This is a genomic window from Sutcliffiella horikoshii (assembly GCF_044809035.1).
GTDB classification, from domain to species: domain Bacteria; phylum Bacillota; class Bacilli; order Bacillales; family Bacillaceae_I; genus Sutcliffiella_A; species Sutcliffiella_A horikoshii_G.
In genome coordinates this window covers 3,303,357-3,323,536 of the sequence record NZ_CP085237.1, presented here as the reverse complement: position 1 = coordinate 3,323,536, position 20,180 = coordinate 3,303,357, and the positions used below count along the sequence as shown (strand labels likewise).

General features: G+C 40.7%; 15 protein-coding genes and 1 other annotated feature. Of the genes, 9 read left to right on the top strand and 6 right to left on the bottom strand.

The genetic code is table 11. The features are described from left to right. Positions 1-73: 73 nt before the first annotated feature. The gene (ytxJ, locus tag LG307_RS17255) at positions 74-400 is read left to right on the top strand and encodes a bacillithiol system redox-active protein YtxJ (protein WP_404444571.1); all 327 of its coding nucleotides are present in this window, start codon (positions 74-76) and stop codon (positions 398-400) included. Positions 401-445: 45 nt separating this feature from the next. Here ytxJ and LG307_RS17250 read toward each other — a convergent pair whose 3' ends face one another. After that, positions 446-2,638 (bottom strand): cell division protein FtsA, encoded by a 2,193-nt coding sequence (locus LG307_RS17250; protein ID WP_404444568.1) that lies wholly within the window; start codon positions 2,636-2,638, stop codon positions 446-448. A 139-nt stretch (positions 2,639-2,777) separates the two neighbouring features. Between LG307_RS17250 and LG307_RS17245 the strand changes: the two genes are divergently transcribed. From LG307_RS17245 to motS, 4 genes are all read left to right on the top strand, one after another. Further along, on the top strand, positions 2,778-3,854 hold the full coding sequence (locus tag LG307_RS17245; protein ID WP_404444565.1) for a bifunctional 3-deoxy-7-phosphoheptulonate synthase/chorismate mutase: 1,077 nt from the start codon (positions 2,778-2,780) through the stop codon (positions 3,852-3,854). A 231-nt stretch (positions 3,855-4,085) separates the two neighbouring features. Continuing rightward, positions 4,086-5,084 carry a catabolite control protein A gene (gene ccpA, locus LG307_RS17240; protein WP_404444562.1) on the top strand — a complete coding sequence of 333 codons (999 nt, stop codon included), beginning with the start codon at positions 4,086-4,088 and terminating at the stop codon, positions 5,082-5,084. Positions 5,085-5,375: 291 nt separating this feature from the next. After that, positions 5,376-6,191: a flagellar motor protein MotP gene (motP, locus tag LG307_RS17235; RefSeq protein WP_404444559.1), complete on the top strand. Its 816-nt coding sequence runs from the start codon at positions 5,376-5,378 to the stop codon at positions 6,189-6,191. Beyond that, positions 6,188-6,952: a flagellar motor protein MotS gene (gene motS, locus LG307_RS17230; RefSeq protein WP_404444556.1), complete on the top strand. Its 765-nt coding sequence runs from the start codon at positions 6,188-6,190 to the stop codon at positions 6,950-6,952. Before motP ends, motS begins: the two co-directional genes overlap by 4 nt. 50 nt (positions 6,953-7,002) lie before the next feature. On the opposite strand, the gene LG307_RS17225 is transcribed toward motS, so the two are convergent. Genes LG307_RS17225 through LG307_RS17215 form a run of 3 tightly spaced genes read right to left on the bottom strand, consistent with a single transcriptional unit; the run spans position 7,003 to position 9,503 of the window. Next, complete coding sequence (locus LG307_RS17225; protein ID WP_404450489.1) at positions 7,003-8,187, bottom strand: acetoin utilization protein AcuC; 1,185 nt, start codon at positions 8,185-8,187, stop codon at positions 7,003-7,005. Next, positions 8,181-8,825 (bottom strand): acetoin utilization AcuB family protein, encoded by a 645-nt coding sequence (locus tag LG307_RS17220; protein WP_404444553.1) that lies wholly within the window; start codon positions 8,823-8,825, stop codon positions 8,181-8,183. Before LG307_RS17220 ends, LG307_RS17225 begins: the two co-directional genes overlap by 7 nt. Positions 8,826-8,870: 45 nt before the next feature. After that, positions 8,871-9,503, bottom strand: coding sequence for a GNAT family N-acetyltransferase (locus tag LG307_RS17215; protein WP_404444550.1), 633 nt, complete (start codon positions 9,501-9,503; stop codon positions 8,871-8,873). A gap of 232 nt (positions 9,504-9,735) precedes the next feature. Between LG307_RS17215 and acsA the strand changes: the two genes are divergently transcribed. After that, positions 9,736-11,454: an acetate--CoA ligase gene (gene acsA / locus LG307_RS17210; protein WP_404444547.1), complete on the top strand. Its 1,719-nt coding sequence runs from the start codon at positions 9,736-9,738 to the stop codon at positions 11,452-11,454. Positions 11,455-11,599: 145 nt separating this feature from the next. Here the strand turns inward: acsA and LG307_RS17205 are convergent, their stop codons facing one another. Continuing rightward, positions 11,600-14,551, bottom strand: coding sequence for a transglycosylase domain-containing protein (locus tag LG307_RS17205; RefSeq protein WP_404444545.1), 2,952 nt, complete (start codon positions 14,549-14,551; stop codon positions 11,600-11,602). A gap of 158 nt (positions 14,552-14,709) precedes the next feature. Beyond that, positions 14,710-14,942: a binding site (T-box leader), on the top strand. Positions 14,943-15,166: 224 nt separating this feature from the next. Here LG307_RS17205 and tyrS point away from each other — a divergent pair. The 3 genes from tyrS to LG307_RS17190 all read left to right on the top strand — a co-directional run bounded on the left by tyrS (position 15,167) and on the right by LG307_RS17190 (position 18,704). Beyond that, entirely contained in the window at positions 15,167-16,429 is a 1,263-nt protein-coding gene (gene tyrS / locus LG307_RS17200; RefSeq protein WP_404450488.1) for a tyrosine--tRNA ligase, read from the top strand. Between the two features lie 97 nt (positions 16,430-16,526). Beyond that, on the top strand, positions 16,527-17,192 hold the full coding sequence (locus LG307_RS17195) for a GNAT family N-acetyltransferase (protein ID WP_404444543.1): 666 nt from the start codon (positions 16,527-16,529) through the stop codon (positions 17,190-17,192). A 978-nt stretch (positions 17,193-18,170) separates the two neighbouring features. Continuing rightward, positions 18,171-18,704, top strand: coding sequence for an undecaprenyl-diphosphate phosphatase (locus LG307_RS17190; protein ID WP_404444540.1), 534 nt, complete (start codon positions 18,171-18,173; stop codon positions 18,702-18,704). A gap of 71 nt (positions 18,705-18,775) precedes the next feature. On the opposite strand, the gene LG307_RS17185 is transcribed toward LG307_RS17190, so the two are convergent. Next, a complete protein-coding gene (locus LG307_RS17185; protein WP_404444538.1) occupies positions 18,776-20,020 on the bottom strand; it encodes a helix-turn-helix domain-containing protein in 1,245 nt (414 codons plus the stop codon). Between the last annotated feature and the right edge of the window lie 160 nt (positions 20,021-20,180).

Genomic DNA, 20,180 nt, shown 5'->3' with positions numbered 1-20,180 from the left:
AAGCGAAGCCATTTGCGGAAAACAACAGCGGTGTCTGAAATTTTATAATATAAATAGTAAAGGGTGTAGAAATATGAGTAAAACAGTCGTGCAATCTGTAGAAGAATTCGATCAGATTGTCCAAGAAAATGAGAAATTCTTATTCTTTAAAAACAGCACAACTTGTCCAATCAGCCATGCTGCATTTGAAGAATTCGAAAACTTTGTAGCCGACCAAAATCAAGTTCCTTGTTTTTATTTGAATGTACAAGAAGCCAGACCGCTTTCCAATCATATCGCGGAGACATTTGATATAAAACATGAATCTCCACAAGCATTATTGTTTAAGGATGGAAAAGTTGCTTGGAATGCTTCTCACTGGAAGATTACCTATTCTTCCCTTCAAGAGAATGTAAAATAAAACGAACGTGCGACTATGCACGTTCGTTTTATTATGGAGCACACCTCACATTCTATCTTGCAAGTTAGCTTCTAAGATTTTACTCTTCCATTCTATATCCAATTCATCCCCGTGGTCGATAAAGTCATAGAAGGATGCTTCTGCTCCATTTTTCTTTAATTGAAAGGTCCCCGCACCTTGAGGTCTCTCGATGTCTACAAAGCGAAACATGTCCTGAAAAATGAAAGGCTCCTTGCGTCTGACCATAACTTGTAGATGGTCGCCTTTATTTAGGAGATCCTCTTCAGCAAGCAGTTTTCCATTTCGATAAAACTCAAGCAAAACTTTTATTAATACTACTTTTTGTCCTTTATACGTTACTGCTATTTCTTGTTTTGTTTCATACTGCTGAACGATGGAGAGCATTTTAACTGTCGGGGTGGAGCCTCTTTCCCAGACAATATTGTCTTCATTGGTAAATTGATCATTTAATGAGACTTGTTTACCGTTCTTTTTTACATGGACTGAAAAAGAAGGCACAAAGGTTTTCTCATTATTAATGATGAGGGGAAACAGCGCAAGATCATCCTCCATTATTTCACCGGTTTGAACGAGCAGCTCGCCTATTGTTTCCGGATAAGAAAAAGTAATCTTGTCACGGTCTGCAAGGTGTTCGTCCAATATTGCAGGTTGCCCGTTCACGAGCAGGCCAGGATTGATATCTTTAGCTTTGCCGTTCACATTTACGGAGATTACGGGCAATTCTGTCCCTACAACTTCCCTTATAGTGACAGAGGCTGATTGTCCATCTGTGCCTTTTTCCACGATAATGACATCGCCATTGGTAATCGGATCAAAGCTTTGTGCATGCTGCCCATTTTTTATAATCTTCGCTGTCTCTCCAAAATTCCCTGGATAGGTGATACTTTTCCCGTTCACTTCAATTATCAAAGCCAAACCTGGCTTTCCAACCAATTTGCTGATACTGATACCCGCAGCTAGTAGGCTATCTCCAATGGTCAATTTTTTCACGTCAAATAAACGAACAGGAAGGTCATTGACCATGACAGAAACGTATTCGATTGGTTTTTCCTTGGCAGCTATAGCTATACCAATTGGAGTGATAAATTCAGGTCCTTTTACAGGGAGATCTGTTTGGTCCAGTTGAACAATAGCTTCCACACCCCGGATCGCCACTCGATTTTCAGGTAATCCAAGCTTTTCTGCAAGGAGGGAGGGCAAAGAAGGTGTAAGGCTGCCTCCACCTACAAGCATGACAGCTTTTGGAGCTTTTTGGTTATTTTGCCTTTTTATTTCTTTAGTAATGGACGTTGCCAGCTTGTCGATGGAAGGGAATAGTTGATCTATCATTTCTTGTTTGGGTAGAGTTTGTTCAAACCCAAGAATATCGGTAAAAGTTATATTCTCATTATGGAGCAAGTCCCTTTTGGCCTGCTCAGCTTGTGGGAAGTCCAGTAGGAATGCATCACTCATACCTTCCGTAATTTCATCTCCGGCAACAGGAACCATTCCATATGCCGTCACGGTTCCATCCATGGAGATTGCCACATCAGAAGTTCCCGCTCCGATATCTACCAAGGCGATATTCAATCTTCTCATAGAAGGAGGAATGAGCGCATTAATGGCAGCGATTGGTTCAAGTGTCAGGGCTTCCAGTTGAAGATCGGACCGTTGGAGGGCTGAAATCAACGATTCTACTACAATCTTAGGCAAGAAGGTCGAAATGATTTCAACAGATGCTTTTTCTCCTCTTTGATCAAGCAAGCTGCCTATTTCTTCTTCATCCAAATAATACCGGAGGACCGAATATCCAACACAGAAATACTGATTTGCCTTATCGGTTTCCCTTTCTTGGAGCAGCTTCCTTTGCGCCTCTTGAACAGCGGATAGCTCTAATAAAAAAATATCCTCTTCTGTAAACATTCCTTTTCCTTTAATATCTTGTATCGCGTAGGCAGTTTGAGTTTTTAATGCACGACCTGCCGCCGCGACGCATACTTTTTTTAATGGTCCATGTTTCTCTTCTAATTTTTCTTTCACATATGTAATAACTTTTGACACGGCCAAAATATCATGAATTTGACCATCTAACATAGCCCGTTCCGCATGTTCTTTTATTACTATATCTTTGATGCGAAATTTGCTCTGATCCTGTTCTAATAGTAGTCCCACCACTGATCTTGTTCCAATATCTAATGCGAAAATCAAAAAAGATTCACCATCCCTAAATAGCACCATATAATACTTTACCGCTTAAAAGCGTTTAATTAATAAAGAAAAAATCCGTGACAATCAGAAAGTCATCGTTTATAATAACTAATTAATAGAAATGTACCACAACTCGGTACTGTTATAAATACAGAAAGGATGAAATTATATGAGTCATAACGAACTAGACGCCTTGCGAAAACAAGTCGAAGAACTTAACTTACAACTATTAGAGGTTATCAACAAGCGCGGTGAGCTTGTCCAAGAAATTGGAAAGCTTAAAGAGGCGCAAGGTGTAAATCGATATGACCCAGTCCGTGAAAGAAAAATGTTGGACTTGATTACGGAGCATAACGATGGACCTTTCGAAACATCCACTTTGCAACATTTATTCAAAGAAATTTTCAAAGCAGGCTTGGAACTGCAAAAAGATGATCATAGAAAAGCACTACTAGTTTCCCGTAAGAAAAAACCGGAAGATACGGTTGTTGAAGTAAAAGGAGTAAAAATTGGCGATGGGTCTCAAAACTTCATCATCGGCCCTTGCGCGGTTGAAAGCTACGAACAAGTTGCCCAAGTTGCTCAAGCTGCAAAGGCACAAGGAGTGAAGCTGCTTCGCGGTGGTGCTTTCAAGCCAAGAACATCTCCTTACGACTTCCAAGGCCTTGGTCTTGAAGGATTAAAAATATTAAAGCGTGTTGGTGATGAATTTGATATGGCAATCATCAGTGAAATCATCAACCCTGCTGATATTGAAGTTGCTTGCGACTACGTGGATGTCATCCAAATCGGTGCCCGTAACATGCAAAACTTCGAATTACTGAAGGCCGCAGGAGCGGTGAAAAAACCAGTACTCCTCAAAAGAGGATTGGCTGCAACCATTGATGAATTCATCAACGCGGCAGAGTACATCATCTCCCAGGGGAATGACCAAATCATCCTATGTGAGCGTGGAATCAGAACGTACGAAAAAGCTACTAGAAATACATTAGATATTTCAGCTGTACCAATTCTAAAGAAAGAAACTCACTTACCTGTATTTGTGGATGTAACGCACTCCACTGGTAGAAAAGATCTTCTATTGCCTACTGCAAAGGCTGCACTTGCAATCGGTGCAGACGGAGTGATGGCTGAAGTACATCCTGATCCGGCAGTAGCACTTTCTGACGCGGCACAGCAGATGGACATCGATCAGTTCAATGAGTTCATCACGGAATTACGCAGTCATTATTCGTACAAGTCATAATAACCATTTTCTCCAAGACGAGCGGATTGAAACGCTCGTCTTTTCTTGTTTTCATAAGTTTTCATAAAAAATTTACATTTAGTAAAAGATATAAGCAGGAGTATAGTAAATTCATTGCTTGTCTGCTTAGAATAACGTATGATTATTAGATAAATGCGTTATTTTGCCAAATTTATCTTATTAAATATTGCCTTACATAGATGCATGTATATAGAAGGAGAGTGTGTGTGAATGAACGTAACGATTTATGATGTTGCCAGAGAAGCGAATGTTTCTATGGCAACGGTTTCCCGAGTAGTAAACGGAAATCCGAATGTAAAACCGACAACAAGAAAAAAAGTTTTAGAAGCCATTGAACGCCTTGGATATCGTCCCAATGCAGTAGCAAGAGGATTGGCGAGCAAGAAAACGACAACAGTGGGAGTTATCATCCCAGATATCTCCAATATTTTCTATGCAGAGCTTGCACGCGGTATTGAAGATATTGCAACCATGTACAAGTACAATATCATCCTAAGCAACTCTGACCAAAATGTGGACAAGGAGTTACACCTGTTAAACACGATGCTTGGCAAACAAGTAGATGGAATTGTTTTCATGAGTGGTAACATCACAGAAGAACTTGCAGCAGAATTTGAAAGATCACCAGTTCCCATAGTATTGGCCGCATCCATTGAAAAAGACAATAAAGTGCCATCTGTAACCATTGATTATGTACAAGCTTCATTTGACGCTGTAACGGCTTTAATTGAAAAAGGACATAAACGAGTAGGATATGTATCAGGTCTTTTTGATGAACCAATTAACGGAGAGAAGAAGCTGACAGGTTATAAACGTGCATTAGAAGAATCAGGTCTTTCTTATGATGAAGAGATTGTTCTAGAAGGGGATTATTCCTACGATTCCGGTATAGAAGCAGTGGAAAAACTTATTGGAATGAACGAACGTCCAACCGCTATTTTTGTTGGAACAGACGAAATGGCTTTGGGAGTCATTCATGGGGCTCAGGACAATGGATTAAATATTCCAGAAGACATTGAAGTAATCGGTTTTGATAACACAAGACTTGCTACGATGGTTCGTCCACAACTTTCCACAGTAGTACAACCGATGTATGATATCGGTGCAGTAGCCATGAGACTTTTAACAAAATTCATGAATAAAGAAAAAGTAGAAGACCAAACTGTCGTACTTCCACATAGAATTGAATTTAGACGCTCAACAAAATAAAAAAGCTGTCGATATAGATAGTAAACGAAGAGGACAACCACCCAAAAGTTTGTCCTCTTTCTTTATCCTAAAATGTTGATTCAAATGATTACTAAACTTTCCCCAGTTGACTGTCGTGTAAGGTGTGAGACTCCTGAGGGAGATAGCGGTAGGTTGAGACCCCGCAGGCGAAGACGAGGAGGCTCAAGCACCGCCCCTAGGAAAGCGAACACCTGAAACGAAAGGAAACTGGGAGTTAAGGAAGTAAGTCATTAAAAACAAACAAGAGCGTTTAAGGTCAGGGGAGAAAGTATGAAAAAGTTTGATATGTTAACACCAATAGGTCTCGTTCTCGGTTTGGCGATGATAATGTTTGGAATATTAAGCGGAAATGGTCTTGCAGGATTAGCAAGTTTCCTGGATCCTGCGTCCTTGTTCATTGTATTAGGGGGAACGGCAGGGGCATTATTCATTAGTTTTAATATGAAAGAATTGAAGATTCTACCCGTAGTCATAAAAGCCGCATTTTCTCGTAAGGAAATGGAACTGCCGATTCTGATTAACACATTTGTTCGCCTTGCTGATCGAGCAAGGAGAGAAGGCCTTCTTGCTTTAGAGGCAGAATTGGAAGATGTGGATGATGAATTTATTAAAAAAGGGATATTACTCGCCGTTGACGGAGTTGAGCCAGAAGTCATTAATGACATCATGAATGCAGAAATAAGCGCAATGGAAGAGAGGCATTTAAAAGGGAAAACTATTTTGGATAAGGCAGGGGAATATGCACCTGCTTGGGGAATGATCGGAACCCTTATTGGACTAGTTTTAATGCTGAACAACTTGAATGATCCAACTACCTTGGGACCAAATATGGCCATTGCAATCTTGACCACATTATATGGGTCTTTGATTGCAAATCTAATCTGCATTCCTATGGCCAATAAATTGGGGAATAAGACGGAAAAAGAAGTTTTCCTGAAACAAATTATTATAGAGGGTGTAATTGGTGTGCAATCTGGCCAGAATCCTAAAATCCTGGAAGAGAAATTATCCGCATTTCTTACTTCACGTGACCGCATACAAGAAGAAGTAATGGAATTGGAGGCATTGGAGGAAAGCGTTCGATGATGCTAAGAAAGAAAAAGAGGGATACACCTCCAGGAGCACCCATTTGGATGGTAACATTTTCGGATTTGTTTATGCTGGTTTTGGTTTTCTTCATCTTGCTTTTCTCTATGTCACAAATAGACTTAGTAAAGTTTAAGGCGGTCGCAGAGTCGTTTAAACAAGTTAATATTTTGGATTATAATCCCTCGGCTGTCCCTTTTGAGAACCCGACAGATTTCTCTGTAAATACGGAGTCGACCAATAACCAAGACGATGTAGCAGAAAATCAGGAAGAAACGCAAGAGAATGAGGACAGCTTGCAAGAACTGCTTGTAGAAGTACAGACGTTTCTTGCTGAAAATGACCTGGAGGATGTAGTGGTTGCCAATAGGACCGAACGTGGAATAGTGCTCGTCTTAGAGGAAAAGGTGTTATATGAGACAGCAGAAGCAAGAATCCTTCCGATTGCTCACCCTTTTCTGGATAAAGTCGGCACGCTATTGACAAAAATTCCGAACCTTGTCAAAGTAGAAGGTCATACGGACAACAGACCAATCTCAACCGATAAATTTCCTTCCAACTGGGAATTATCTGCTGCGAGGGCAAGCAGTGTGATCCGATACCTGGTGGAATCCCACGACTTGGATCCTGAGCGCTTCAGCGCAGTAGGTTATGGCGATACAAGGCCAATTGTAGACAATACGTCAAATGCTAACTATCAAAAGAATAGAAGAGTTGAAATAGTCATCTCTGACCCTCAAAAAGAAGACGTAGTAAATTAAAATGCGAAAAACCAGCTCTTCACGCTAATTGGCGTAGTGCTGGTTTTTCTTTATCCAATCTGTGAATTATTATTATCAGTTCGCAGATGGCTTATAGGGTATAGAGCTTTTGAGAGAAGCTGTTTATTTTTCTCCGTAATTTCCTGTTTTCGAGGAATCGGCTTATAAAGGTCCGGACGGTCTTCCCATTCAGCAGGCAATTCAACAGGTGCCTTATCTTTCCACTCGTTTATCCAATTTTCTGATAATGACCCCTGCACGTTGTTCTTTTCGATCATCTCCAGCCAGACATGAGACCATGCTCGTGGAACTACTCTCCATATATCATAGCCTCCGCCTCCAACACCAATCCAACGACCTTTACAATATTGATGGGCAATCTTGTGAGCGAGCTTTGGTATCTCCCGGTAGATTTTAATGGAAGTGGAAAGATGGGTAAGTGGATCATAATAATGGGCATCCGCACCATTTTGCGTCAATATCACATCTGGTTTAAAGAAATTGGCCACTTCCGTAAGAGACTGTTCATAGACCTCCAAGAAAGAATCATCCTCTGTAAACGCGTCAACAGGTATATTGAATGAATAGCCATATCCGTCTCCTTGACCACGTTCATTCACATTGCCTGTCCCAGGGAATAAATATCGGCCTGTTTCATGGATGGAGAGCGTACAAACATTAGGATCTTCATAAAAAGCCCACTGGACACCGTCGCCGTGATGGGCATCTGTATCTACATATAGAACGCGTGCACCATACTGTTCTTGCAGATACTTAATGGCCACAGCCGTGTCATTGTAGATACAAAATCCAGAAGCCTTCCCACGGAAACCATGATGAAGGCCGCCGCCAAGATTTAAGGCATGTTCAGATTTACCCGTCATCACGTGATCGACAGCTGTCAATGTGCCACCAACAAGCAATGCACTCGCCTCATGCATATTAGGGAAAATAGGCGTATCTTCTGTCCCAAGCCCATAGTTGTTTGCTTTCTCTTTTGGCAAGAGTCCTTTTCCAGCCAACTTAACAGCCTCGATATAACGCGGATCATGAATGAGCGCTAATTCCTCATCAGTAGCCATTCTTGGTGGAACAATATCTTGAAGAGAGAGCAGATTGCTCTTTTGCAGTAAATCGTACGTCAACTTGACTCTTAGTTGATTGAAGGGATGGTTTTCACTGAACTTATACGTTTGAAACTCATCCGAATAGACAAAAACTGCTTTTTTCATGATGTCACACCTGGCAAGTTCGGCCATAGCACTTCATAGCCTTCCTCCTGCAGGTCGTAAATGACACCTGTAGGATTCATCGTTTGAACCCGGAAAACAAGAATTTTAAACTGCTCATCCTGATGAGGGTAGACAAGCACACTGAGTATATTTAATTTTCGTTTTTTTAATATGGAGGTTACTTCCGCAAGCTTCCCGGAAATATTCTCCACTTTCACTTCAAATTGCGATGCAGGCTGGTTGGCACCTGTCAATTGGACAAACGTGTAGAGAAGGTCTGTTTCTGTAACAATTCCTACGAGTTTGGAGTCCTGAATGATGGGAAGGCAACCAATCTTATATTCATAAAAAGTTGCGGCAACCTCCTCCACGAAATCTAAGGGGTGTCCTGTTAAAAGATTTGTTTTCATCACCTTAGAAAGAGGCTGCTGTAAGTCTTCTTGCGCACTGTTTTCATATAAAGCCGCCTGCAAGCCGTTGCGTACATCTCTGTCAGATATAATTCCGACCAACTGCATCATACTGTTTACAATTGGGATATGTCTAATATCCTTTTCCTCCATAAGAAGAAGCGCTTGTTCCACAGTATCTGTCGGTTTTAACGTATAGACATCCTTCTTCATAATTCTTTCTACAATCATGGTCTTTCCTCCTTGTAAAACAAGTTCCGTCTAAGACATCATATGCTAGTACATAAAGCGGTTGTGAAAGCGAAGTTGATCAAATCTCTGGATAGATTCCTGGTCAATGTTTTTACCTATTCTGGCCATCAGACAGTTGGCCGGGTGGGAACTGATTTCAGGATCATCTGTTGCGTAATATTCCAACCCGCCTGCATTCATCATTTTCTCCATTATTTTTCTATACTCCCAGACATTCAGTCCTGTTCCTTTTAAATCCCAATGCCAATAATATTCTGTTGTTATGACAATATAGTTTTCCATCATATCATCCATCATAGAAACTTGAAGCAGGGATTTACCAACCGAACTACCGCGAACTTCCGGTACTACTTCAATGGCACCAAGCTCAATGAGGTTTTCCATTTTACCTTCTGACCATCTTTCCATTGGATCTGGATAGAGATAGGTGACATAGCCAACTATTGTATCGTGAGTTCTTGCAATGATGATTCTGCCCTCTGGAAGGCCTGCAATTTCTAGCAGGGCCTTACGCTGTTGTTCCGGAGGTCTAAATGCAACAAGGTCTTTGTGGAATTCATAGCTTGCCAGTTTCTCAGCTGTTACGGGTCCTTCAATAATCAAGCGGCTATTTTTCGTTCTAATTTCCTTTGCATTATATGTTTTTCTGTGTTCCATCTAACTCTCCACCTACTTTTACCTACAAGAATATTAGTAATCTACTAGCTATATTTTCTCATTTTATTAGAAAAACACAAGCGAATTAAAACGCTCTCATTACCCTTACACCTCTAGTCTACTAGAAAAAACAAAATTATTCATGTAATAATATTAATATTTAAAAAATTGAGAAAAAATTCTATCTGTACTATAATAGAACTGTAGAAATATACATAAGGGGTGTTTGTGGATGAAAGTGGAAGCGTTACCAGTAACGAAGGGGAACTACAATCTAGAAGACTATGAACAAACCTATCGCAATTTTGACTGGTCTGAGGTAGAAAAGAACTTCAGCTTTTCCGAAACGGGAAGAGTGAATGTTGCCCATGAAGCCATTGACCGTCATGCAGATTCTGCACGAAAAAATAAAGTAGCCCTATATTACCGAGATCCGGAACGTAATGAAAAGTATACGTTCAAGGAAATGAAAGATATGTCCAATAAAGCAGGTAACATTCTAAAACAGACTTGCGATGTGGAAAAGGGAGATCGTGTATTTATTTTCATGCCACGTTCACCTGAGTTATACTTTGCTGCACTTGGAGCTATCAAGCTTGGCGCAATTGTCGGACCATTGTTTGAGGCGTTCATGGAAGGCGCTGTAAAAGACCGCCTAGAGGACAGTGAAGCTAAAGTCATCATTACCACACCAGAACTGTTAAACCGTATCCCTCTTGATGACCTGCCGGCACTGAAGCATGTGGTACTAGTAGGGGAAAATGTGAAAGAAGAAGGACCTTTCATTGATTTCAACTCCCGCATGAAAGATGCAAGCAGAAAGCTGCAAGTGGAGTGGGTGGAAAAGACAGACGGCTTGGTGCTTCATTATACAAGCGGATCCACTGGTAAGCCTAAAGGAGTGCTGCATGTTCATAATGCCATGGTTCAGCACTATCAGACGGCTAAATGGGTATTGGATCTTAAAGAAGAAGATGTGTACTGGTGCACAGCTGACCCAGGCTGGGTAACAGGGACGGCATATGGCATCTTCGGACCTTGGCTTGTAGGAGCGTCCAATGTTATCGTAGGAGGCCGTTTCAGACCGGAAGCATGGTATGAAACCATTGAAGATTATGGCGTATCTGTATGGTATAGTGCACCGACAGCATTTCGTATGCTGATGGGAGCGGGAGATGAAGTGGTGAAGAAGTATGATCTATCTTCTCTTCGTCATATTCTGAGTGTCGGGGAGCCGTTAAACCCTGAAGTAATCCGTTGGGGTGTGAAAGTGTTCAATCTGCGTGTCCATGATACATGGTGGATGACGGAGACAGGAGCCCAATTAATCTGTAACTATCCATCAATGGAAATCAAGCCAGGCTCCATGGGCAAGCCGATTCCTGGAGTAGAGGCGGCGATTGTGGACGATCAAGGAAACGAACTTCCGCCATACCGCATGGGTAACCTTGCCATTAAAAAAGGCTGGCCATCCATGATGCACACCATCTGGAACAACAAAGAAAAGTATGAGTCTTATTTCATGCCTGGAGACTGGTACGTTTCTGGTGACTCGGCTTATATGGATGAAGAAGGTTACTTCTGGTTCCAAGGCCGTATCGATGACGTTATCATGACATCCGGTGAACGTGTCGGCCCGTTTGAAGTGGAAAGCAAGCTTGTCGAGCATCCTGCTGTTGCAGAAGCCGGAGTTATTGGAAAACCGGACCCGGTGCGTGGTGAAATCATTAAAGCCTTCGTGGCGCTTCGTGATGGGTATACAGCAAGTGACGAGCTAAAAGAGGAAATTCGTCAATTCGTTAAACGAGGGCTTGCTGTACATGCAGCACCACGTGAAATCGAATTCCGTGATAAACTTCCGAAAACTCGTAGCGGGAAGATCATGCGTCGCGTGTTGAAAGCGTGGGAGCTAGATCTACCGACTGGTGACTTGTCTACGATGGAAGATTAATAAGGTAATAATATTAACAACCTGCCGTTTTTGCGGTGGGTTGTTGTTTTTTATTTTAATTTTGGGATTAGGAGGGGGATGGATGTAATGGAAAAGGCACTTACCCATGGGGTAAGTGCCTTTTTAGGTTGAAGGATGAGAAGAATTAATCTCCTCCTTCTTCTCCACTATCATCCGGTGGAGGATCTGTGGAGTTGTCATCGCCGTCACCGCCGCCGTTGTTTCCACCACCATCGTTTCCACCGCCGTTCCCATTACCGCCACCATTGGAAGGTGGTTTAGGTTCTGGCGGCTTTGGCTTAGGTTTTGGTTCTTCTTTTTTATCCGGATCTCCAAGTTTTGCTGAGCTTGATGGAGAGGATTCTTTACCACTGGCATTTACTGCAGTGACATAGAAGAAACCGGATTTCTGTGATACCTTAGCACTCAAACTCTTCCCAGCTTGTACAGAGGCAATTTTACTGGCAGAACTTGAGCTATTGGCTTTGTAGTAGACGTAATAACCGATAACGTCTTTTTGAGGACTTGCAGACCAACTTAGAGTCGAACCTGATATGCTTACCCCGCCAACTGCACCTGGTGCTGAATTATTGCTTGGAAGCGGATCATTTGAAAGAACAGTCAATCCATCAAATATCGAGCTGTTCGGCATATATTCGGCCAGTTCTTCTATACTGCTGATTTGCAATTTCTTTAAGAAATCAGGTTTCAGCATTGGTCCTTCTTTTACAAACTCTCGTGGAGTCGAGCTTAACGGCGCATAAGCCACATCACCAATTTGAACATATTTCCCTGTTGTAAGGCTGTCGTCCGTTTTGGTAGGAGCATATTTTGCATTAAACAAATCTTCTCCGACAAGTCCGGCCTTGCTACAAAGAGCTGAAGGCAGTAATCCTGACAGCTTACAATAGCTGCGTCTAACAATTCCGCCAGGCATTTGGAATTGTGCAGATGGACCAATTAATTCAGGGTTGATATCGTATGCACCGTTTAAAAGTTGTGCCCAAAGTAATTGACTTCTCTTAGTTGGAGTCCGATCCCCGATGTTTTTTAGTACATGTCTTTCATCATACCCCATCCATAGACCGAATGTAATGTTAGGGTTAGACCCCATCATCCATATATCATGTGTATCTTGAGTTGTACCTGTTTTTCCTGCCCAATCTGCATTAAATTGCAAATAGTCTCGTGCAGGTATCGCAGTACCTTTCTTAAACGTATCACGCATGGTATCTATCATTAAATAAGCAGTTTGTGGAGAGTAAATTTCTTTAGGTTCCACTTTATGCTCATAAATGACATCGCCATCTTTTGTCTTAATACTCTCGATTAAATATGGTTCTACGTAATTACCCCCGTTTGCGAAGGTTACATAGCCCGCAGTATTTTCTTCTACACTAACCCCTACTGATGGAGAGCCAAGCACAGCTGAAATGTTCCCTGCATCTCCTTGAGTAAGTTTGGAGAAGTTCTGTTTAAACAAATAATCCATTGGACGTTGAGGAAGGATTTCCATATATCCACGGATAGCGGCTAAGTTATGGGACAGGGCAACGGATTGACGAACTGTCTGCAATCCATTGAATCTGTTATTCCAGTTATTAGGGGACCATGCGTCTTGACCTGGAAGTTTTACCGTCAAAGGTGTATCTGCAAGTATACTACCAGGTTGCAATGTTCCCATTTCATATGCAGGTGCATAACCAAGTAACGGCTTCATGGTAGACCCGTTGTGCCGCCATGTGTTGGTGGCGAAGTTGAGGTCTTTTAGTTTGAAGTCTCGTCCCCCGACGAAACTGATGATTGCGCCTGTTTTATTATCCATTAATAAAGCGCCAACTTGCTCGGCGTTTCTGGCAACCAATTGTCCAGTATCAGGGTTAGTTTCTTCCTCATAGGAATAAACTTTAGTTTCATTGAAATAAGGAAACTCCTGTGTGATCTGACGCATTTTTGAATAGATGTCTTTATCTATCGTTGTTTTGATAACATACCCTTTTTGTCTTAGCGTTGTATCGGCTAACTGTAAATACTCTTTAAGTAACTCTTCATTGTTGTCCAATTCTTCTTGTTCATAACCGTCATTTAATGCAAGTTGCTCGGCGATGATTTCTTGCGCTCGCTCCTCAATTTCAAAAGCGACATATGGATAGTCTTCAATTGCACTGCTGGTAGGTCCTGCTAAATCTTTTGTGATGTCGTAAGCTAGCGCTTCTTCATACTGCTTGTCATCAATATGCCCCATTGCATGCATACGGTGAAGTACGTACCGCATTCTATCCAGGCCAGGTTCAAGGCCTTCTGAGGTTTTTACTTCTGCTGCCCGAGTGAAAGGTGTATAGGCAAATGGACTTTGTGGAAGACCTGCAATAAAGGCAGCTTGAGGGATACTCAATTCACTGATATCCACACCGAAAATTCCTTCTGCGGCAGTCTGGGCACCGGCAATGTTTCTGCCGTTTGAGTCTCTTCCAAAAGGAGAAACATTCAAGTAAGCTTCAAGTATTTCTTCTTTAGAGAAATAGTTTTCCAGGCGAAGGGCGAGTAAAATTTCTTTCGCTTTACGATCAAAAGAGACGTCATTTGTTAGTAGCTGGTTTTTTATTAACTGCTGTGTAAGCGTACTACCACCAGTTTGGTTGGCAGAGTTTGTTACCTCCTGAACGACGGCACGGACGATCGCTTTTGGAACGACCCCTTCATGCTCATAGAAGTATTCATCTTCAGTAGAGATAAGTGCGTTGATTAAATGCTCTGAGACGTTATCCAGGGACACTTCTTCACGAAGTAGATCTGCTCGATATTTTCCCAAATAAACGTCGTTTGCAAAATACATTTCTGTAGATTCTTCGTAGTTGTAAATGTTTTTTCTCAAATCCTCATATGAACGAATAGGTTCTTCTTTGACGAGAGCTGCAAAATAACCTGCACCTGCACCGCCAGCAAATGATACCCCGATCACTCCGATGACGAGAAAAACAAGAATGAGATTCCACACTACTAAATATGTAATGTTGGCGCCTTTTTTCGTCTTATTATTTACGAAAAATCGAAAAAAGGTCTGTGATTTTTCTTTGAACTTGTCGTAGTTTGACATATTTTATCTACCCCCCGGCAAATCATACTAATTATAGCATATTGAGGTTTTATAGCGACAAACTTTTTGTTTTCTTCCAAATTTTTCTTAATCTTTCGGTTGACACGATACACTTTTTTATGGTAAAAAGACTTTATATAAATTTTTGATTAGTTATAGAATGTGCAAAGACAGGAATAAGTAGTACAAATAGGCATGCTTAAAGAGAGCTGATGGTTGGTGAGAATCAGTACACCTGTTTGGATGAATTACCTCCTCGAGCATCTTTTGGGAACAGCCAGGCTTTGGGCTTAGTAGCAGGAGACGGTGAGAACCGTTACATTTTTGAGTGGGAAAGCGGCTATGTCCGTTTTTCAATTAGGGTGGTACCGCGTATAAACTCGTCCCTTCTTTTACAGGAGGGATGGGTTTTTTTGTGTTTAGGTGCTGCTTAACACTGCTGATGCTCTCCGCAAATGGCTTCGCTTTCCGCGGGGCGACCTTGAGCCTCCTCACAACGCTTGGGGGTCTCAACATTGTCGCTACTCTCCCGCTGGAGTCTACGCCTTTTGCTCCGTGCATCAGCTACGAAATTCACTCAATTTTATTAATTAAAAAACCATAAAAGGAGATTTTATTATGAGCTTATTAGAGGATTTGCAGTTTAGAGGGTTAGTGAATCAGGTGACGGATGAAGAGGGATTGACTAAGCTTTTATCGGAGGAAAAGGTGAAGTTGTACTCTGGTTTTGATCCAACAGGTGACAGTTTGCATATCGGACACTTGCTGCCGATTCTTACATTGAGAAGATTCCAGCAGGCAGGGCATCATCCAATAGCATTGGTTGGAGGAGCAACTGGATTAATCGGGGATCCTAGTGGAAAGAAAGCGGAACGTACATTGAATACATCCGACATTGTTGTAGAGTGGTCCAACAGAATTAAAGGCCAATTATCGCAATTCTTGGATTTCACAGCAACAGAAAACCCAGCAGTGATTGCCAACAATCATGACTGGATCGGGGAAATGAATGTGATCTCTTTCCTTCGTGATGTTGGGAAGAACTTTGGTCTTAATTACATGCTTGCAAAAGATTCCGTTCAATCTCGAATTGAGTCTGGTATCTCTTACACGGAATTCAGTTACATGATTCTTCAATCCCTAGACTTCTTGCATTTATACAGAGGTCAAAATTGTAAGCTTCAAATTGGAGGAAGCGATCAGTGGGGGAATATCACTGCTGGAATGGAGTTGATTCGTAAATCCGAAGAAAATGCCAAAGCATTTGGTCTGACGATTCCTCTTGTAACAAAAGCAGATGGCACGAAGTTTGGTAAAACAGAAGGCGGCGCAATCTGGTTAGACCGCGAGAAGACGTCTCCATACGAGTTCTACCAATTCTGGATCAATACAGATGACCGGGATGTTGTGAAATACTTGAAATTCTTTACTTTCTTATCTCATGAAGAGATCTTGGTACTTGAAAAAGAACTTCAAGATGCACCGGAAAAACGTTCTGCACATAAACGCCTAGCAGAAGAAGTGACAAAGTTGGTGCATGGTGAGGGTGCTTTAGAACAGGCAATCCGCATTTCTAAAGCATTGTTCAGCGGCTCCATTTCCGAGCTTACTGCAGATGAAATTAAACAAGGGTTTGCAGATGTTCCTTCTTTTACAGTGGAAAATGATGAGCAACTTGCATTAGTTGAATTGTTGGTTGCAAGTAAGATTGCACCTTCAAAGCGTCAAGCACGTGAAGATGTTACGAATGGTGCCATCTCCATTAATGGAGAGAAGGTTCAGGATCTTGCTTATGAGCTAGGTGAGAGTGACCGTATTGAGGGGCAATTTACTGTTGTAAGAAGAGGGAAGAAGAAATACTTCCTTATTAAATACTAATTTTGTGAGGGCTGTCCGTTTGGGCAGTCTATTTTTACACTCACAAATTGTTAGGTGGTAAACTTGGTTATAATGAGCTTATTAGGAGGGATGGGAATTGTATCTAAAAGAGGTTTATGTTTTTGATCAAAACAAGCCGGTAAAAGCTGTTATCCGAAACTATCAGGAGACGGACTTTGAGCAATTAATCCGCGTACAGCAGGAATGCTTTCCGCCACCTTTTCCGTCAGAGCTGTGGTGGAACGTGGAACAGCTAAAGAATCATGTGGATTTGTTTCCAGATGGGGCACTGTGTGTAGAAATTGATGAGAAGATTGCTGGTTCCATGACTGGCTTGCGTGTAAATTATACTCCAGGTGAGCCTGACCATAACTGGGAACAAATTACGGATAACGGCTATATCCGTAACCACCAGCCTGAAGGCAACACGTTGTATGTGGTGGATATCAGCGTAAGTCCAACTTACCGTAAACTTGGTCTTGGGAAGTTGCTGATGCAATCCATGTATGAAGTTGTCATTCAGCACGGTATGGATCGCTTATTGGGTGGAGGAAGAATGCCACATTATCATAAGTATCAGGATGAAATGTCAGCAGAAGACTACCTTGAACAAGTGATTGAAGGCGACATCAAAGATCCCGTCATTACTTTCCTCTTACACTGTGGGCGAACCCCTGTAAAAGTGGTCGAAAATTACCTTGAAGACAAAGACTCACGCAACCATGCCACCTTGATGGAATGGAAAAAACCATTTAAGCAATAAAAAAACAGGACGGGAAATTCCGTCCTGTTTTTTAGGTCATCACTATTAACGAGAGTAGACACCGTAGCTCTCGCAAGAGCAAATGACCAAGGTGAAGTTATTCAACAGATTCTCACCACTCCCAATCTGTCGCCAGAATGCATCTGGAATCCAAAGTGACGTTTCACTAAAAAAAACGGTATTTTTCGAAGCCCCGAATGGCGTTCGGCTGTTTCGTTGCCTGCATACGATTTTCACCAACCCTACAAGGTCCACTGCCCCCGCCAGATTTCACACAGTAGGAAATGAATTTAAGTTCTCCAAGCCAACCACCCTTTTACGAAGTGATAGACTTTCACACAATTGGAAAGGAACCTTTTTGGCGATTCTTTTATTTATCGTCGGAAAGAGTTTATACTGTCTTACCAGTGTCATAGACTCCGATCTTGACTATCTTCTCGCCAAAAACTAACATGCTAAAGAAATTTATATATAAAAAAGCGACCTACCGGAAAATTGAAAGTGTAGCGTTACACTTTTTTCAATCAACCAGAGGTCGCTTTGGATATTAATATTTCCCCTTCCACAAAGGAAGAAGCCATTATGAAATTTAAAATATCTTATAAATTAAGTATATCAACTCTCATATCATAGTGCAATTATAAACAAAGAATTGAAAATGTTAACTAATGAAAGGTATAAACTCAAGTAACGTAAAATAAATAGAGTTCTTTATTTTAATATATTCTAGATGTTTACAACGACTTTAGACTAGTTTGTTTTAGACTATAGTAGTCTATTTTAGACCATACTATTTGAACAAGTAAAAATGAAGAAGGTCTTAAATGATTAAAACTAAGTTTAAGTTGTAGAATCAAGAGTTATTAAACTATCGTTAATAATAGCTAGCTTAATTATTACCTTGCATTTTTGTAAGGTTTTCTCTATTTTCCGGTTAAAATTATGCTATAATATTATTGTAATTATTTTACATACCTATTGGAGGATTTTATATGGAGTGATGTGTTTGAAGCATCCATGAAAACTCCTGCATCAATGGCATTGGCTCTCTCCGTAACTGGTGTGGCACTGATCTATATTGAACGTTTTCACCGTTACGGGAACCGCAGTGAAAGTGAAATGACATTCAAAGATTCTATCATTGTCGGATTAGGACAAACCCTGGCGGTGTTCCCTGGCATCTCAAGGTCTGGATCAACATTAATCACTGCACTGCTTGCAGGATTAAACAGAGAAACAGCAGTAAGATACTCGTTTCTTTCATCCATCCCTGTTATCTTAGGATCATCTGTTTTGGCTATTGATGATATTTCAAGGAGCTTTATAACAGATATCGGAATACCTGCATTGGTTACAGCATTCATTGTTACTTTTATTTTTTCCTGGCTTGGGATTGTCTGGTTAATTGATTTCCTTAAGCGAAGAAAGTTGGTTTACTTTGCTATTTATTGTTTTGTAGCAGCTATATTGGTTTATGTTTTGATTGATCCAAATACTGTGATGGATCTTTAAAAAAATGAAACACACGAATAAAAAAATTCGTGTGTTTTTTATATCTATAGTGAAAATGATTACTGCATAAGTTATACAAATTGATTATTCTTCCGAAACTTCTCCATTAAACCTTTTGCATAAGCGTTTGCCTGCTCCATGTTGCCTTTATCCATATGATAATCGAAGAGCATTAACCCATAGTGTTCCATTGGAAGTACATATCCCATCTGTTTGAAATAAGGGTAGGCTTCTGTTTCTAGATATTCAAAATACTGCTTTTGACGTCCGTTGATTTTTAATTGGTGTAATGTGAAAAAGTGTAAAAACGTCATATTGTTTGCTTTTTTTGCTGTTTCAAGTCCTGTGTGCACCAGTTCAAGTAACTTTTCCTTGGAGGTGTGTCCATGTTTCGATAATGCATTTATATAACCTTCCAATGACCCTAAGTAATACGGATCATGTGATTCACGGAAATCTACTGCTTTTTTATAGTATTCACTGGATGATTCGAAGTCGCCATTTCTAAGCAGGCTATAGGCAAAGTTGTGGTGAAGGAGGGCACACTGACTTCCAAGGCCGTAATCTTCTGCCATTTCTATCAAGCGTTGATACTCGCTGCTTTCCATAGAAGTATCAGAAGATTGTTCCAGCTGAAGGAGCATCAGCATTTCTGCCTCTATCATTCTTGAAAAGCTTCGTATCTCCATAAAAAAATGCAGAGCCTTATTCGCATAAAAATAGGCTAATACATTAGAGTGGATGGAATGATAGGCTACTGCTAGATCATAAAAGTATTCACGATTAGAATATTCAGATAGGTTGATTTCTTTTAAAAAAGAAATCGCGTGGAAAAAATCACTTTTCACCTTCAGGTAATAAATCCCTTTAATATGAAGCAGCATATTAGATTCGTAAGGTGATAAATGGGACCAAGTCGCCATTTCTGCCAATAATCTTTCCACATGGTAGGTTTCTAAATTTGATAAAAAGTACCTTGTAAGAATGAGGGTGTACGTACGTTGGAAATCCTGAATTTGTAAAAGGTGGATACCGTCTAACTGTTTTTTTATTGTATCTGCCTTTGAAGGTATTTTTTTAATAATTGCATCATGCCATTCCTGAAGGAGGCTATCAATTTTATAATAGTTTTTTATTTCATTCTCCATAGTAATTTCAAGCCTCTTACAAAGCAGCTGTATGGTTTCCTTAGAAACCTCAGTAAGCCCTCGTTCGATCTTACTTATATGAGTGGTGGAACAAATGCCTTCTCCTAGGTCTTTCTGCTTTACTTGTTTATACTCACGATAAAATTTAATGATTTTTCCTTCCAGCATGATACTTCCCCCATTAACTATTCAATTTTTCTAATAATATCATAACCCCAATTAGAAAATGATAATTTCCCTGCTATTAATAAAAATATCATGATAAGTGAGTCTTTTACACTATTTTTTATGCGTTTTTGTAGGCAATAAAACCCATGCAAAACCCCCA